This is a genomic window from Actinoplanes xinjiangensis, from assembly GCF_003148685.1.
Classification (GTDB): domain Bacteria; phylum Actinomycetota; class Actinomycetes; order Mycobacteriales; family Micromonosporaceae; genus Actinoplanes; species Actinoplanes xinjiangensis.
On sequence record NZ_QGGR01000005.1, the window covers coordinates 252,232 to 267,329 of the forward strand.

Annotated in this window: 13 protein-coding genes; 5 read left to right on the forward strand and 8 right to left on the reverse strand. The window is 71.5% G+C overall.

All coding sequences use genetic code 11. The annotated features are described in order from the left end of the window. Positions 1-3 precede the first annotated feature (3 nt). Complete coding sequence (locus BC793_RS13515; protein WP_109592841.1) at positions 4-1,146, reverse strand: acyl-CoA dehydrogenase family protein; 1,143 nt, start codon at positions 1,144-1,146, stop codon at positions 4-6. Next, entirely contained in the window at positions 1,131-2,108 is a 978-nt protein-coding gene (locus BC793_RS13520; protein ID WP_109592842.1) for an acyl-CoA dehydrogenase family protein, read from the reverse strand. Before BC793_RS13520 ends, BC793_RS13515 begins: the two co-directional genes overlap by 16 nt. Positions 2,109-2,209: 101 nt before the next feature. Between BC793_RS13520 and kstR the strand changes: the two genes are divergently transcribed. Next, positions 2,210-2,839, forward strand: a complete 630-nt coding sequence (gene kstR / locus BC793_RS13525; RefSeq protein ID WP_109592843.1) for a cholesterol catabolism transcriptional regulator KstR — start codon at positions 2,210-2,212, stop codon at positions 2,837-2,839. A gap of 92 nt (positions 2,840-2,931) precedes the next feature. On the opposite strand, the gene BC793_RS13530 is transcribed toward kstR, so the two are convergent. Further along, entirely contained in the window at positions 2,932-3,363 is a 432-nt protein-coding gene (locus BC793_RS13530) for a type II toxin-antitoxin system Rv0910 family toxin (protein WP_109593042.1), read from the reverse strand. Between the two features lie 67 nt (positions 3,364-3,430). After that, entirely contained in the window at positions 3,431-5,074 is a 1,644-nt protein-coding gene (gene kstD / locus BC793_RS13535) for a 3-oxosteroid 1-dehydrogenase (protein ID WP_109592844.1), read from the reverse strand. Between the two features lie 110 nt (positions 5,075-5,184). On the opposite strand from kstD, the gene BC793_RS13540 reads away from it, so the two are divergent. After that, positions 5,185-5,832, forward strand: a complete 648-nt coding sequence (locus tag BC793_RS13540; RefSeq protein WP_109592845.1) for a PaaI family thioesterase — start codon at positions 5,185-5,187, stop codon at positions 5,830-5,832. Position 5,833: 1 nt separating this feature from the next. On the opposite strand, the gene BC793_RS13545 is transcribed toward BC793_RS13540, so the two are convergent. Then, the gene (locus tag BC793_RS13545) at positions 5,834-7,018 is read right to left on the reverse strand and encodes a hypothetical protein (RefSeq protein WP_109592846.1); all 1,185 of its coding nucleotides are present in this window, start codon (positions 7,016-7,018) and stop codon (positions 5,834-5,836) included. Between the two features lie 72 nt (positions 7,019-7,090). Continuing rightward, the gene (locus BC793_RS13550; RefSeq protein ID WP_239169980.1) at positions 7,091-8,119 is read right to left on the reverse strand and encodes a pectinesterase family protein; all 1,029 of its coding nucleotides are present in this window, start codon (positions 8,117-8,119) and stop codon (positions 7,091-7,093) included. Positions 8,120-8,289: 170 nt separating this feature from the next. Here BC793_RS13550 and BC793_RS13555 point away from each other — a divergent pair, with 170 nt between their 5' ends. Continuing rightward, on the forward strand, positions 8,290-9,831 hold the full coding sequence (locus BC793_RS13555; protein ID WP_109592848.1) for a serine hydrolase domain-containing protein: 1,542 nt from the start codon (positions 8,290-8,292) through the stop codon (positions 9,829-9,831). On the opposite strand, the gene BC793_RS13560 is transcribed toward BC793_RS13555, so the two are convergent. Continuing rightward, entirely contained in the window at positions 9,815-10,966 is a 1,152-nt protein-coding gene (locus BC793_RS13560) for a branched-chain amino acid ABC transporter substrate-binding protein (RefSeq protein ID WP_109592849.1), read from the reverse strand. The two genes, BC793_RS13555 and BC793_RS13560, sit on opposite strands and share 17 nt — an antisense overlap. A gap of 140 nt (positions 10,967-11,106) precedes the next feature. Between BC793_RS13560 and BC793_RS13565 the strand changes: the two genes are divergently transcribed. Beyond that, positions 11,107-13,056, forward strand: a complete 1,950-nt coding sequence (locus tag BC793_RS13565) for a putative bifunctional diguanylate cyclase/phosphodiesterase (protein WP_109592850.1) — start codon at positions 11,107-11,109, stop codon at positions 13,054-13,056. On the opposite strand, the gene BC793_RS13570 is transcribed toward BC793_RS13565, so the two are convergent. After that, complete coding sequence (locus BC793_RS13570) at positions 13,029-13,397, reverse strand: hypothetical protein (protein ID WP_203896174.1); 369 nt, start codon at positions 13,395-13,397, stop codon at positions 13,029-13,031. The two genes, BC793_RS13565 and BC793_RS13570, sit on opposite strands and share 28 nt — an antisense overlap. A gap of 161 nt (positions 13,398-13,558) precedes the next feature. Here BC793_RS13570 and BC793_RS13575 point away from each other — a divergent pair, with 161 nt between their 5' ends. Next, the gene (locus BC793_RS13575) at positions 13,559-15,085 is read left to right on the forward strand and encodes a GGDEF domain-containing protein (protein WP_239169981.1); all 1,527 of its coding nucleotides are present in this window, start codon (positions 13,559-13,561) and stop codon (positions 15,083-15,085) included. The last annotated feature ends 13 nt before the right edge of the window (positions 15,086-15,098 follow it).

A 15,098-nucleotide genomic window follows, 5' to 3' on the forward strand; every position in this document is an offset into this window, starting at 1 on the left:
GCTTCACCTCGGCACTCTCGGCAGGCCCAGGCCCGCGCTCGCGATGATCTCCCGCTGGATCTCGTTGACCCCGCCGCCGAACGTCATCACCAGGTCCCGGCGCTCGTGCACGTCGAGCCAGTCGAGCAGCTCCGCCGTCGCCGGATCACCCGGGTCGCCGTGGCGGGCGACCACCTCGGACAGTTCCTGCTCGAGCCGCAGCAGCCGCTCCGACGAGAAGACCTTGGTCGCCGAGGCGTCCGCGGGCTGCGGCGCGTCCCCGGCGACCTGCCAGTTGAGCAGCTCGTTCACGCGGCGCGCGGCGTGGGTGCGGGCCAGGGCGCGGCGGACGTCCGCCTCCTTCTCGACCCCCGCGGCGTACGCCCAGTCGCGCACCCGATCGAACAGGGCACCCATCCGCCCGGCCGGCCCGAGCATGACGCGTTCGTGGTTCAGCTGGGTGGTGATCAGTCGCCACCCGTCGCCCTCACCACCGACCCGCCGCGCGACCGGCACCCGTACACCGCTGAGATAGGTCGCGTTGACGTGATGCGTCCCGTCGCACGTGATGATCGGCGTCCACGAATAGCCCGGATCCCGCGTGTCCACGATCAGGATCGACAGCCCGCGGTGCCGCTGCGCCGACGGGTCGGTCCGGCAGGCCAGCCACAGGAAGTCCGCCTCGTGCGCCCCGGTGGTGAACGTCTTCTGCCCGTCGACCACGTACTCGTCGCCGTGCCGCACGGCCCGCGTCCGCAGCGCGGCCAGATCGGTGCCCGCCTCCGGCTCGGTGTAGCCGATCGCGAAATGCAGCTCCCCGGCCAGGATCCGCGGCAGGAACTCCCGCCGCTGCTCCGCCGACCCGTGCGCCAGCAGGGTCGGCGCGACCGTCTGCAACGTCACCGCGGGCAGCGGCACGTCGGCGCGCGCCGCCTCGTTGACGAAGATCTGCTGCTCGGCATGGCCGAGCCCACGGCCGCCGTACTCCTCCGGGAACCCGAGTCCCAGCCACCCGTCGCGGCCGAGGCGGGACACCAGGTCACGAAACGCGGCACCATGCCGTTGCCGCAGCAGCACGCGCCGCTCCGCGGGCGTCAGGACCGTGCCGAGGTACGACCGGAGCCGCGCCTGGAGCCTCTGCTGTTCCTCGGTCAGTTCGATGAACACACGCGCTCCCCCAGGACCGTCAGCCGGTACTCGCCGCCGCCGAGGAACCGGACCAGGTCCCGGATCAGCGCGGTGTGCCGGTGCAGCGGGTAGTCGATCGACAGGCCGAGCCCGCCGTGCAGGTGGTGGCAGGTGCGGGCGGCCGGTGGCGCCTCGGCGGTGAACCACTGGGCGGCGATGTCGAGGTCGTCGTCGGCGTCGCGGCCGGTGCCGAGCCGCCAGAGGGCGCCGGTCACCGCCAGGTGCAGGGTGCGGCCGGCCACGTAGACGTCGGCGATCTGCTGCGCGACGGCCTGGAAGGTGGCCAGTGGCTTCCCGAACTGCTCCCGGGTCCGCACGTGCTCGGCGGTCAGCGCGAGTGCTCCGGCGAGAGCCCCGTCCCCCAGCGCACAGGCCCCGGCGAGGGCGCATCGATGCAGATCCGCGTGGCACTCCGCGCCGCTCAAGGGCTGCGCCGGGGCGTTGTCGAGGCGCAGGATGCCGTCGGTCAGGGTGACGCCCGGGGCGGCCGGGTCGACGATCACGACGGCCGGGCCGGCGACCGTCACCAGCAGCCGGTCGGCGGCGGTGACGCCGGTCTTGACGCCGGTGACCGTCCCGTCCGGGGCGAGCGCGGTGCGGGGCGCGGCCGGCAGCGGGTCGCCGGGTTCGGCGAGGGCGGCGCCGAGCGCCGGGCCGGTCAGCAGTTCGTCCTGCTGCGCCCGGGTGCCCCAGCGGGCGACCGGCAGGACGCCGAGCGCGAGGTGGTGCAGGGCGGGGACGTCGACGGCGCGGCGGCCGATCGCGGTGAGCACGAGCGCGGTCTCCAGCACACCGAGCCCGGCCCCGCCGAGTCGCTCCGGGACGGCCAGTGTGAGCAATCCGGCCTGGCCGAGCGCGGCCCACGGCTTGTCGGTCCCGTCCAGCACCTCGGCCGCGAGACGGGTGATCGCCTCCTGCGTCTCGTCCAGCCGGAAATCCATGAGACAGATTAGAACACGTTTCAGTTTATGGTCGCCACCGCCGGGTGACACGGGGACGCAACGTCCCGTTGCTAGGCTTGATTCACCGGGAAGGAGAGACCATGGCGACAGCGAGAACGAGTACCACTACGCGCAGTGCTCTAGCGGGCGCTGAGGTGGAGCAGGGTTCGGCCGCACAGCGTGATCGGCGGCGGCGGATCCTCGAGGCGACGCTGGCGCTGGCCTCCAAGGGCGGTTACGACGCGGTGCAGATGCGCACGGTCGCGGAGCGGGCCGGGGTGGCCCTCGGCACGCTCTACCGCTACTTCCCGTCGAAGATCCACCTGCTGGTGTCGGCGCTCGCCTCCGAGTTCGAGTCGATCCAGGAGAAGCTCGGGCGCAAACCCATTCCGGGCGATACGCCGTACGATCGGATGATCTTCGTCCTCGGCCGGATGACCCGCGCCATGCAGCGCGAACCGCTGCTCGCCGAGGCCATGACGCGGGCCTTCATGTTCGCCGACCCGTCAGCGTCCGCCGAGGTCAACGCGGTGGCGCGGCTGATGGAGGAGATGTTCACCCGGGCCATGCACTCCGGCGACGACGTCGAGCCGACGGCGGACGACCGGGCGAAGGCGCGGGTGATCGGTGACGTGTGGCTGTCCAACCTGGTCGCGTGGGTGACGCGCCGGGCCTCGGCCAACGACGTGGTCAACCATCTCGAGTTGGCCACCCGCCTGCTCCTGCACTGATCCGCCCGCCCACTCCGCCGCGCCTCGCGGGATACCGCTGTGACGCACTCCCACAGGGTCGGCGCGAGGTGGCGGCGGACGCGGTGGAGCCGTTACTGGACCAGGTCGGTCAGCTTCTCCAGGGCCTGCCTGGCGGCGGGACCGGCCTGCTTCTCCAGCATGGCGGCCATCGGGCCGTTGAGGGCGGGCCCGATGAACTCCATCTCGTAGGTGATCTTCGAGCCGGCGCCCTCGGGTTCGATGATGAAGCGGTTCTTGGCCTTGACACCCATCGGGCCGTCGCCGGCCATCTCGAGACGGTTCGGGGCGTCCGCCGTGACGACCTTCCAGGCCATCTCGGCGGGCATGCCCATCAACTTCACCTTCTGCTTGTACGTGGCGCCCTCCGTCACCGCGGCCGGCAGGTCACCGGTGAAGCCCTGGTGCATGCTGTTCCACTCGGGGGTCCGGGGCAGATCGGTGACGACCTGCCACACCTTGTCGGGCTCGGCGGCGGAGTTGGCCGAGACGGTCACCTTGGGCATGAGCATTCCTCCTGGTTCAGGCGACCGGCCGGGCGGAACTGGTCCGCCGGCCGGCCGCGAGGTCCTGTCAGCCGCCGGCCCCGATGTCGAGGCCGGCCACGTGTCCGAAGGTCATCGCCGGCCCGAGGGTGGATCCGGCACCGGCATAGCTGTGGCCCATCACCGCGGCACTGGCGTTACCGGCCGCGTACAGGCCGGGGATGACCGTGCCGTCCGGGCGCACCACCCGGGCGCGGGCGTCGGTGACCAGGCCGCCTTTGGTGCCCAGATCCCCGGGCACGATCTTGAACGCGTAGTACGGCGGCAGCCAGATCGGCGCGAGGCACGGGCTGGGCCCGTTCGTCGGGTCGGCGAAGTAGGCGTCGTAAACGCTGTCACCGCGGTGGAAGTCGGGGTCCCGGCCACTGCGGGCCTGTCCGTTGAACCGGCTGATCGTCGCGCTCAGCGCCGCCGCCGGTACGCCGATCTTCGCGGCCAGCCCGGCAAGCGTCCAGTCCTTGACCAGGGCACCCGACGAGTACCAGTCGGCCGGGTAGGGCAGCAGCGGGGCCAGGTCCTTGAACAGGTAGCGGTTGCGGTAGTCCTGGTCGGTGATCATCCAGCAGGGGACGTGGCCCTTGTCGTACATGGTGTGCACGACGTCGCTGTAGGGCGCGGCCTCGTTGACGAATCTCCGGCCGGCCTGGTTGACGAAGACGGTGCCGGGCAGGGTCCGTTCGGACAGGCAGAACCACGGCTCACCGGGCAGCGGGATCATCGGTCCCCACCAGGCGTCGTCCATCAGAGCGAGAGCGGCGCCGGCCCGCTCGCCGGCCTCGATGCCGTCGCCGGTGTTGGAGTCGGCGCCGATCGTCCAGTCGGTGCCGATCGGGGCGGCCTGGAACTGTTTGCGCATCCGCTCGTTGTGCTCGAACCCGCCGCTGGCGACCACCACGGCACGCCGGGCCCGGATCAGCGTCTCGGCACCGTCGTGCCGGGCCAGCACCCCGGCGACCCGCCCGTTCTCCACGTGCAGGTCGAGCAGCGGGGTGTCGAGCCAGACCGGCACCCCGGCCGCGATCAGCCCGGCCCGCAGCCCGCCGGCCAGCGCCTGGCCCATGGTGACCGGCTTCTGCCCCCGGGCGGCGGCCTGAAGGTAGCGCCAGACGATCTCGGAGGCCACCACCAGGCCGCGCGGGTGCCGGGCGATCAGCGACAGCCACTTGTAGTCGACCGTGTAGACCACGGTGCCGGGCGGGCTCGCCTGATAGGGACCGTTGAGACGGGCCAGTTCGTCGCCGAGGATGTTGGCGTCGAGGGCCTGCGGCTCGATCGAGCGGCCGTTCGGCATGCCGCCGGGCAGCTCGGGATAGTAGTCGGGGTAGCCCTCCATCCACGCGAACCGCAGGGGGGTCCACTTCTGGAGGTAGGCGATGGCTCGCGGGCCGGAGGTCAGGAAGGCCCGGCGGCGGGCCGCGGGCACCTCGGGACCGACCACGGCGGCCAGGTAGGTGTCGGCCTTGCTGAAGGTGTCGGGCACTCCGGCGGCGAGCAGGACGTCGTTGTTCGGCACCCAGATCCCGGAGCCGGACCGGGCCGACGATCCACCGTAGACGGACGCTTTTTCGATGAGAACCGTGTTCAGCCCGGAGCGGGCCGTTGTCAGCGCGGCTGTCATGCCGGCGGCGCCGGCACCCACCACGACCACGTCGTATTCCACGGTGACCGCCATGGCATCCCCATCCGCCGTGTCGTTTACCCCTCCGCAATAACTAGAACAGGTTATAGGAGTGTGATGAGATTCACTAGGTCTGATGCCTCCGCGTATAGCAGCCTGTTGCTGTGAGCGAGATCGAGAACGGCCATGGACTAAAGCGCCGCCGGGAGGCCATCACCGGACTGGGCGACGCACTACGGCTGCTGATCGAACAGGCGACCGCCACCGAGGCGCCGACCGAGGAACTGCTCCGGGCCGCCGAGCTGATCCGCCGGGCGGCAGCGCCCCTCGGTGAGCGGGTGCGCGGCCGCTTCGAGACCGCGGCCGCCGACGATCTGCTCGGCGGGGTGCGCCTCTACAACCCGGTCACCGGGGCCGGCAGCGCGTTCGCTCCGCCGTTGGAGATCCACCGCGACGGCGACGGCGCGGTGGGCACCTGCACGCTCGGCCGGGCCTTCGAGGGGCCGCCGAGCTTCGCGCACGGCGGGGTCAGCGCCATGCTGCTCGACCAGATGCTCGGCTACGCGGCCGGCGCCGCCGGGCACCCGGGCATGACCGTGCGCCTCGACACGGGCTACCGCCGGCCGGTGCCGCTCTACACCCCGCTGCGGCTCACCGCCCGCGTCGCCGGGATCGACGGGCGGCGGGTCACCGTGACCGGCACGATCACCACCGCCGCCGAGCCCGGTGACGTCCTCGTCGAGGCGACCGGGGTCTTCGTGGCGCTGCGTGCCGAGCAGGCGCGGCGGCTCTTCGGCCCGGTGCTGGGCTGACCTACTCGGCGACCCGACGCATCAGGTCGCCGTCCGGCACGGTGCCGGCGCCGATCCGGGCCAGAGCGCGTTCCCGCAGCTCCGGCAGGAGGCCGGTACGCTCGGACAGCCACGTCACCCAGGCCGGCAGCAGGGCGAGCAGTGCGTCGGCGCCGTCGCGGTACTCGTCGCGGATCTGGTGCGACACCGACGCGACCCGGTGCGGGGAGCAGGTGTCGAACAGGGCGGGTGCCGCCGCCGGCCACGAGTCGAACAGGTCCTCGGCCAAGACCTCCAGATCGGCCGGCTCCGGGCCCCAGGCCCGCCTGCGCCACCACGAGACGAACCGCTCCGGGCCCACGTCCAGCGCCGTCTCCGGTGCGCTCGGCGACAGCACCGGCGGCAGGTCCAGGACCACCTCGGCCAGGCGGCGGCAGCGGTGGTACTCGGTGAACTGCTCGGCCGACTCCCCGCCCAGCGTGGCGACCTCCTCGGTTTTCGGCAGCAGATCCGCCAGCAGGCCCGAGTCGTCGATCCGGCGCCACGACGTGCCACCGGCCGCGAACGCGCCCACCCCGACCTGCCACGCGGCCAGCGCCTCCTCCGGCGAGGCGTAGAAACCGGCGTGCACCGGCAACGGGATGAAGCCGCACGCGTCGATGTCCCACAGATACCAGCGGACCGGGCCCTCCGGTGTCGCGAACGGGGCGACCACGGCGAACCGGCTGCCGTAGCGGTCCCGGGTCCAGCGCACCTCGCCGGCCACCTCCGGATCGAGCGACTCCATTCCGGTGTCGGCCAGCAGCGCCGACGGCAGGATCGCGGCCAGCGCGGCCCGCACCCGCCGGGCCGGTTCGCCGTCACCGGCGTCCTCCAGCACACCGGCCAGCGCGGCGGCCAGGTGATCGGGCCCCACGTACTCCTCGGTGGGCCGCTCGTCCAGGTCGGCGAGCAGTGGGCCGAGGCGGGCGCACAGGTCGTCCTCCAGGGCGGTGCCCGTCGCGGAGGAGGCCGTCAGCTCGCCGGCCAGCACCACGGCGTGCGGGCGGGCCAGCTCGATGCGCATCGCCCGGCCCGACTCGTGAGCGGCGGCCACATCGCGCAGTGACTGCGCCATCCGCACCTGCCGGGTGTGCGCGCGACGGCGCTCGCCCCGGGCGGCGGCAGTGGACTTCGACGACTTCTTGCGTTTACGGGAGACCGGCACGGGCCGAGAATATGTGGCGCTCTCGGCCCGGGTCCTCCCCACGTCACCCACACGGGCGTCTGCGTCCGTTTTTTAACAGCGCTCCGGCCGCCACCCGTCCGAGCCGCGCAGGAACGCCTCGACGGTGCTGGATGCGGCCTGCTCGGCGGTCAGCTGTGGACGGTTCTCCGAAACCAGCGCGCCGGGGCCGTAGTTGCGGTACTCGGCGAAGCGGGCCTGCTCCCACGGCCAGGTGCCGAAGTCGCTCCAGGCGGCATCCGGGATGTGCGGGCCGATCCACGACTGCCGGATGATCGTCTGCCCGATCGCGTTCGGGTCGTTGCTCGGATGCCAGGGACGGCCCAGCAGGACCGTGCCGGCCGGGGCGTCCGACGTGAACCGGCAGTGGTCGAAGAGCAGACCGTGCGGGTTGGTGATGTCGGTGCTCGGGGCGGTGACGTACCCGTTCGGGGTGGTCCCCCGGTTCAGTGAGTGGACGCGGCAGCGGTCGAACACCGCGGTGGCCCGGCCGAAGATGAAGTCGACGTCACCCTCCACGTAGCAGTCGCGCAGGTAGACCCGGGCGATCACCCCGGCCGCGCTGCTGTTGACGTAGAGGGTGTCCTGGTTGGCCAGGAACCGCACCCGGTCGAAGACCAGCCGGTCGGCCCGGGTCAGCACGGCGACCGCCTGCCGGTTGGTGATCTCCGGGTGCGCGGCCTCGTCGAACAGGTTCGCGAACGTCAGGTTCGACGCACGGAACCCGGCACCGTCCACGGTCACCGACGCGCTGCCCGAGGTGCCCCAGGTGCCGCCGCCCGGCTTGGGGGTGCCGTTGGCCCGGTCGTCGGCGATCACCACGTCCGCCGGGCGGCGCCCCAGACCGCGCAGCTCGATCAGCGGCTTGGTGGAGGGGACGATCACCTGCCCGAGGTACGTGCCGGGACGCACCCCGATGACGTACGGCCGGGTGGCGCCGACGGGAGCGGCGTCGATCGCTGCCTGGATCCCGCTGTGGTCTCCGCTGCCGTCCGCCGCCACGAGCAGATCCGGCCGCCGTCCACCGGCCGAGGCCGGCGCGGGGACCAGGCCGGTGGCCACGATGCCGAGGCCGGACGACATGCCAAGGAAGGTACGCCGACGCATACCACTCTCCTGCCTACTGATGGGGATTGCGCTGGGGGAAAGCGCTTTCCTAAGCACGCTAGGCCAGGCATCGGGCAACGTCAACGAAATCTTCGGCCGAGTGACAGCGGTGGATAGAGTGTCGGGGGACTGTGGAGGGTGGTCCGATGCGGGAACCCATTACTCGAAGGACTCTGCTGCGCGGCACGGCGGGAGGCGTGGCGGCGGTGGCCGTCGGGTCGCCGGCCGTCGCCGGCGCCGGGCCGGTTCCCCGGCTCGTGCGGGAGCTGGAGGAGAGGATCCGGGCCGGGATGGCCGCCTACGGCATCCCGGGGGTCGCCTACGGGCTCTACCACCGGGGCCGGGAGTATGTGGGCGGCTTCGGGGTCACCGACGTGTCCGCGCCCGAGCCGGTCGACGGCGACACCCTCTTCCGGATCGCCTCGACCACCAAGACCTTCACCGGTACGGCGGTGATGCGCCTGGTCGAGCGGGGCCGCCTGGATCTGGACCGGACGGTGCGCAGTTACCTGCCCGGGTTCCGGACCGCGGACGAGACGGCGTCACGGCGGGTCACCCTGCGCCAGGTGCTCAACCACAGCGCGGGCTGGCTCGGGGACTCCTTCGTGGACACCGGCGGCGGGGACGACGCGCTGGCGCGGTATGTGGCGGCGATGGCCGGGTTGCCGCAGCTGACCGAGCCGGGACGGGTGTTCGCCTACAACAACGCGGCGATCGGGGTGGCCGGGCGGATCCTCGAGGTCGCGACCGGGCGGGTCTACGAGGACGCGCTGCGATCACTGGTCCTCGACCCGCTGAGCCTGCGGCAGAGCGCGTTCACGCCTCAGGACGTTCCGGGGGCGCGGGTGGCCGTACCTCATGGATTCGATCTCGAGGGAAACGTCGTGGCCGTGCCGGAGGCGCTGGCCATCCCCCGCAGCCTGCACTCCTTCGGTGGGTTGTTCTCCAGTGCCCGGGATCAGGTGCGGTGGGCCCGGTTCCACCTCGGTGACGGTGGGCCGCTGCTGACGCGGCGGTCGTTGCGGGCCATGCGGTGGCGCCCGGGGCCGCCCGGCATGCTGTTCGTGGAGGTCGACGGGGCCGGGGTGACGTGGATGCTGCGGCCGAGCGCCGAGGGGCCGCGGATCGTGCAGCACGGCGGTGACCTGGGCGGGCAGCACTCCGGGTTCCTGTTCGTGCCGGAGCGGGAGTTCGCGCTGACCCTGCTGACCAACTCGGAGGGCGGTCCGCAGCTGGTGTCCGAGCTGTTCGCCGACGACTGGGCGCTGAGCCGTTTCGCCGGGCTGCACAATCTGCCGGCCCGGCCGCGTGTGCTGCCCCCGGCGGAGCTGGCCGCCTACGAGGGGCGTTACCTCGGTCAGCAGGTCGGCGTCGACGGTTCGGTGGCGTCGCTCGAGCTGGAGCTGGTCGGCGCGGGTGGGCGGCTGAGCGTGCGGCTCGGTGGGCGAGAGGCCCTGGTGCTGCCGTTCTACCGGCGTGACCGGGTGCTGGTGTGGACGCCGGACGGCGCCGACACGTACAGCCGTGGTGACTTCGTGCGCGATCCGGACGGCGCGGTGGGCTGGTTCCGGTTCGGCGGCCGGCTGTACCGGCGGCACCCGCTCGGGACCGCGGCGGCGCTGCGGGTCACCCCGGCGGTGCTGATCCCCGGCACGCTGCCGTATCCGCGGTCTACGACACCAGGGTGAGGTTCTTACCGTCCGCCTTGAGCAGCAGAAACTTCGGGACCGCGCGGGTGCCGTCGTCGTTGAAGCTCATCGGGCCGGACAGTCCGGCGTAGTCGGTGGCGCCCAAGGCGGTACGGATGGCCTCGTGGTCGGTGCTCCCGGCACGTTTGATCGCGTCCACCGCCACCATCACGGCGTCGTAGGACTCGGCGGTCGACGGGCCGGGGGCGGTGCCGTAGGCGGCCTTGTACCGCTGCGCCCAGTCCTTGAGCTCCGGCATGAACTCGGGCACGATCAGTGCGGTTCCGTAGATCTCACGGCTCTCGGCCGCGGACAGGTCGGCGAGCAGCGGGCCGTCGGTGGCACCGTCGCCGACGACCACCTTGCCGGTGAAGCCTTCACCCCGCAGATCCTTGATCAGCTGGTTGGCCTCGCCGTAGTAGCCGGTGTAGTAGACGACGTCGGCCCTGCTGTCGATGATCGAAGCGGCGATGCGCCGGTAGTCCCCGGCCCCCTGGCTCAGCTTCAGCTCACCGACCACCTTCAGCTTTCCGGTCTTGCGGGCCCGCTTGGCCGTGGAGTCGGCCAGGGTGATCGGGAAGCTGGTGCCGTCGTGGACCACCGACAGGCGGCTTCCGCCCAGCTTCTTCATCCAGTCGACGGCGAACTCGGCCTCGGCGATGACCGTGCCGCAGATCAGGAACAGGCTGTCGTAGCCGGGTTCGAGCAGATCCGTCGAGTTCGCCAGCGCGATGATCATCGGCACGCCGGCGTCGTGGAAGATCTTCAGGGTGGGCACCACGGCACTGCTGCAGTAGCCGCCGACGAAGGCCGCCACGTCCTTCTTGATCACGGTCTGGGCCGCGGTGACCGCGGTTCCGGGATCGCAGGCGTCGTCCTCGGCCACCAGTTCGATCTGCCGGCCGAGCACCCCGCCGGCGGCGTTGACCTCGCTGACCGCGAGTTTGGCGGCGTTGACCATCGCCTCGCCGGAGTAGCTGTTGCGGCCGCTGATCGGGGCGAGGCTGCCGAGGCGGATCGGCCCGGCCCCCGCCGACGTCGCGGCCGGCTGCGGGGTCTCCTCCTCACCGCAGGCGGACAGTCCGGCCAGCAGCAGGAGAGCGGTCAGTACGGCGGCACTTCGGGGACCTGGCACGAGCTACTCCGATCGGTGGTCTCACCGGTCCGATCGACGGGCCCGCGCCAAACCTGAACCGGTTTCCTTGAACACGTGCCCCGGCTGCCGACAAACAGGGTGTGTTGGGGCGCATACGTGGGCGAGGCCGCAGCCTGCTGATGACAGCAGCGCTGGCGGTCGTCCTGCTCGCCCTGGCCGGATACGTGCTGCAGGGCACGATCAACACCACCCGCGCGACCGAGATGCAGAGCGACGCCCTGACGGTGGACATGAAGTTCACCGAGGCACGGATCGCCGTCGCGATGCAGGAGGTGAACCTGCGCCATTACCAGGTCGAGCCGTCGGTGGCCGTACGGGAGAGGTTCGACCGGGTCGCGGCCGAGGCCGAGCGGAACCTCGCGGAGATCGCCGGGTCGTCCGGTGAGCGCGCCCGGGAGGACGCGAAGCGCCTGCTGGCCGGTCAGATCGCCTATCGTGAGCTGGCCGAGGACCTGATCGCGCGGGTGGCCGACAGCGACCCGGACTTCATGTCGTTCGACCGGCTCCAGGTGACACCGGCGTTCTACTCTCTGCAGAACGACGTGGACGAGGTGTCGCGGGCCTATCACGAATACGCCCAGCAGCAGGTGACCGCGCTCGGCCGGCAGCAGGGCCGGCTGCTGGTCGGCACCGCGATGGGATTCGGCGTGGGCCTGACCCTGGTCGCCGGGATCATGCGGATGGTGCTCGGCTACCAGCGGCGGCTCGTCGCCCAGGCCGCCGACAGCCGTCATCAGGCCCTGCACGACGCGCTGACCGGGCTGCCGAACCGGGCCCTGTTCCAGCGGGACCTGCACAAGGCCCTGGCCCGGGACGGTCAGATCGCTCTCATGATCATCGACCTGGACGGGTTCAAGGCCGTCAACGACACGATCGGCCACCACGCCGGTGACCAGGTGCTGATCGAGGCCGGGCGGCGGCTGGCCGGGCACGTGCACTCCCCCGCCGTGGTCGCCCGGCTCGGCGGTGACGAGTTCGCGGTGCTGCTGCCCCAGGTGAGCGGCCTGTCCGAGGCCACCATGCTGGCCGACCGGCTGGTGGCCGAACTGAACCGGGATTTCGTACTCGACGACCGGCCGGCCGCGATCAGTGGCAGCCTGGGTCTCGTGCTCAGCCCGGCGAACGCTCCCGGCGACGCGGACGAACTGTTCCGGCACGCCGACTCCGCGATGTACCGGGCGAAACGGCACGGCGGCGGTGTCGCGGTGTACGACCCGGGCACCGACGCCGACCAGCCGGACGACCGGTTGGAGCTCTTCGCCGACCTGCGGGTCCTGGTGGAGACCGGCGACCCGGAGGGCCGGCTGGAGCTGCACTACCAACCGCAGCTGCGCCTGCGTGACGGCCTGGTCACCGGCGTCGAGGCGCTGGTCCGCTGGCAGCACCCGACCCGCGGGCTGATCATGCCGGAAACCCTCCTGCCGGTCGCCGAGCGCGGCGGCCTGGCGGTCGCGCTCACCTATCACCTGCTGACGGTGGCCGCGCGGCAGGCGGCGGGCTGGCTGGCCGGGGGCTGGCAGGGCCGCGTGTCGGTCAACGTGCCGACCGGCGCGCTCGACGACGAGAGCTTCGCCGAGAACGTCCTCGCGACGATCGGCGCGGCCGGGCTCCCGCCCCACATGCTGCGGCTGGAGCTGACCGAGACCGGCATCATGGCCGAATCCGCAACCGCCGTGGACACCCTGCGCCGGATCAGCCGGAGCGGCGTGACCGTGTCGGTCGACGACTTCGGCACCGGGTTCAGCTCGCTGGTGCAGCTGCGGGACGTGCCGGCCGACGAGCTGAAGATCGACCGGACCTTCCTCGGCAACCTCACCCCGGGCACTCCGGACGAGGTGATGGTGCGCACCTCGATCGACCTGGGGCACAACCTCGGCCTGGAGGTGGTGGCCGAGGGCGTGGAGGACGTGGCGACGCTGATCCACCTCCGCGACATGGGCTGCGACTACGCCCAGGGGTACGCGCTGGCCCGGCCGGTCCCCTCCTCCGAGCTGGTGGGCGCCTGCTGGGTCGCCGAGGCGACGATCGCGCGGACGCTCGGCTACGCCACGTCGTCACCGGCCCTCTGAGCAGGGTCGCCACCGGCCCTCCGTGCGGCGTCGTCGGCGGCCCGCTGAACCGCGTCGTCACCGGCCCGCTGCCGGCGCTGCAGGCGCAGCTGCTCCAGCCGGCGCCAGCGGTTGAAGACCTCGACGGCGGCCTCGACCGGTTCCGGGGCACGGCCGGCCTTCCACGGGCGGGGCAGGAACGATTCGGCGCCCAGCCAGAGCAGGTCACTCATCGGAACCGTGCCGCCGAGCATCCGCATCAGCTCCCCGGCCACCTGGAAGGCGTGGTCGCTACGCCGCCACTCCTCCAGCGTCGAGCCACCCTTAAGCAACTCTGCGTGATCGTCTGGATGCAGTTCCATGTGCGGCAACCCTTCGCGGCAGCTTAAAACACCAGGTCAGGCTGGCACTCTGACGGCGCGAAGGCGAAACTGTCAATACCACGTAGCGTAGTCGAGGACGAAGATCACCTGCTGTCGAGCCCTTTCCTCAGGCCCGGGCGGAAAAAGCCGATAGTCTCAGCGTGATCGGGAGCGGATCGATACGGCACGACCCGGTGCTCGCTGTGGCAGCGGCGTGGACCCTTCTCGGGACCGCACTGTTCTTCATCCTCGACGGCCACTCGGACACCCAGGTCAACGTGTACTGGGCGTTCCAGGTACCACTCGACGCGCTCCTCGCGTACTCCTCGTGGCGGGTCTTCCGGATCGCCACCGGCGCCATCCGCAGATTCTGGCGGTTCATGGCCATCGCGGGCACGCTGTTCACCTTCGGCGACATCGTCCAGACCCTCACCTCGTTCTGGGAACGTGACGAGTGGTCGACCGCGGGCGGCACCGTCCAGTCGACGTGTTTCGCGGTCGGGCTCAGCCTCATCGTGATCGGCATGCTGATCCATCCGCACGCCGGGCGCAGCGGCAAGGACCGCCTCGCGTTCTGGCTCGACTCGGCGACCGTCCTGGTCGGCGGCGCCGTGGTGGCCTGGTGCTTCGCGATCAACTCGGAGGATCGCGAGACCAACCTGATCGGCGCGCTGTTCGGCGCCGCGGTCACGCTCACCTCGGCGTTCGGCGCGGTGAAGATGATCCTCAGCGGCAACGCGCCGATGCACCGGCACGCGGCCGTCCCGCTGATCCTCGCGGCCGTCGTCAACGCGGCCGGCCTGTTCGCCACACCCGAAGCCGACGGGGCACTGCCGGCCTACGCCTACGCCATCCGGTTCCTGCCGTCGCTGCTCATCGCCGTCGGCCCGCGCGTGCAGGAGATCATCGCGCAGTTCGACCAGTACGCCTTCGGCTCACGGCGGCGCAAACCGTACAGCCTCCTGCCGTACGGATCGATCCTGGTCGTCTTCTCCGTCATGATCGTCATGCTGTCGCAGAACGAGGACAAGGACGCCCGCCTGTGGGGCACGGTCGGCGGCCTCGGTGTCATCGTCGGCCTCGTGGTGGCCCGGCAGCTGCTCGCCTTCCACGACAACAAGCGGCTCATCGGCCAGCTCGACACCACCCTCACCGAACTGCGCGAACACGAGACCCGGCTACGGCGGCAGGCACTCTTCGACGATCTGACCGGACTCGCCAACCGCACCCACTTCCGCGAGGAGGTCGACGCGACCCTCGCCGACGCCGAACCCGGCAGCGTGTCCGTGCTGCTGATCGACCTGGACGGGTTCAAGGGCGTCAACGACACCCTCGGGCACGCGGCCGGTGACGCCCTCCTCGCCGGGGTCGCCGAGAAGATGCGCGCCGCGGTCCGCACCGGGGACCTGCCGGCCCGGCTCGGCGGTGACGAGTTCGCCGTACTGCTGCGCGACTGCGATGCCTGCGACGCGGAACGCACCGCCCAGCGCATCCTGCAGGCGCTGACCGAACCGATCATGATCGACGGTGCGCCGGTGCGCGCCAACGCCAGCATCGGTGTGGCCAGCGCGGAGGAGGGCGACGACCTGCGGACGCTGCTGCACGCCGCGGACACCGCCATGTACGCGGCCAAGCACGAAGGCAAGGGCACCTGGATGCGCTACGACCACAGCATGCTGGCCGCCTGACACATTCTTCATG

Coding starts and splice junctions, on each gene's coding strand:
- BC793_RS13570 (WP_203896174.1), bottom strand. CDS start 13,397: ATGGAACTGCATCCAGACGATCACGCAGAGTTGCTTAAGGGTGGCTCG.
- BC793_RS13520 (WP_109592842.1), bottom strand. CDS start 2,108: ATGGATTTCCGGCTGGACGAGACGCAGGAGGCGATCACCCGTCTCGCG.
- BC793_RS13565 (WP_109592850.1), top strand. CDS start 11,107: ATGACAGCAGCGCTGGCGGTCGTCCTGCTCGCCCTGGCCGGATACGTG.
- BC793_RS13550 (WP_239169980.1), bottom strand. CDS start 8,119: ATGTCGTCCGGCCTCGGCATCGTGGCCACCGGCCTGGTCCCCGCGCCG.
- BC793_RS13530 (WP_109593042.1), bottom strand. CDS start 3,363: ATGCCCAAGGTGACCGTCTCGGCCAACTCCGCCGCCGAGCCCGACAAG.
- kstD (WP_109592844.1), bottom strand. CDS start 5,074: ATGGCGGTCACCGTGGAATACGACGTGGTCGTGGTGGGTGCCGGCGCC.
- kstR (WP_109592843.1), top strand. CDS start 2,210: ATGGCGACAGCGAGAACGAGTACCACTACGCGCAGTGCTCTAGCGGGC.
- BC793_RS13555 (WP_109592848.1), top strand. CDS start 8,290: ATGCGGGAACCCATTACTCGAAGGACTCTGCTGCGCGGCACGGCGGGA.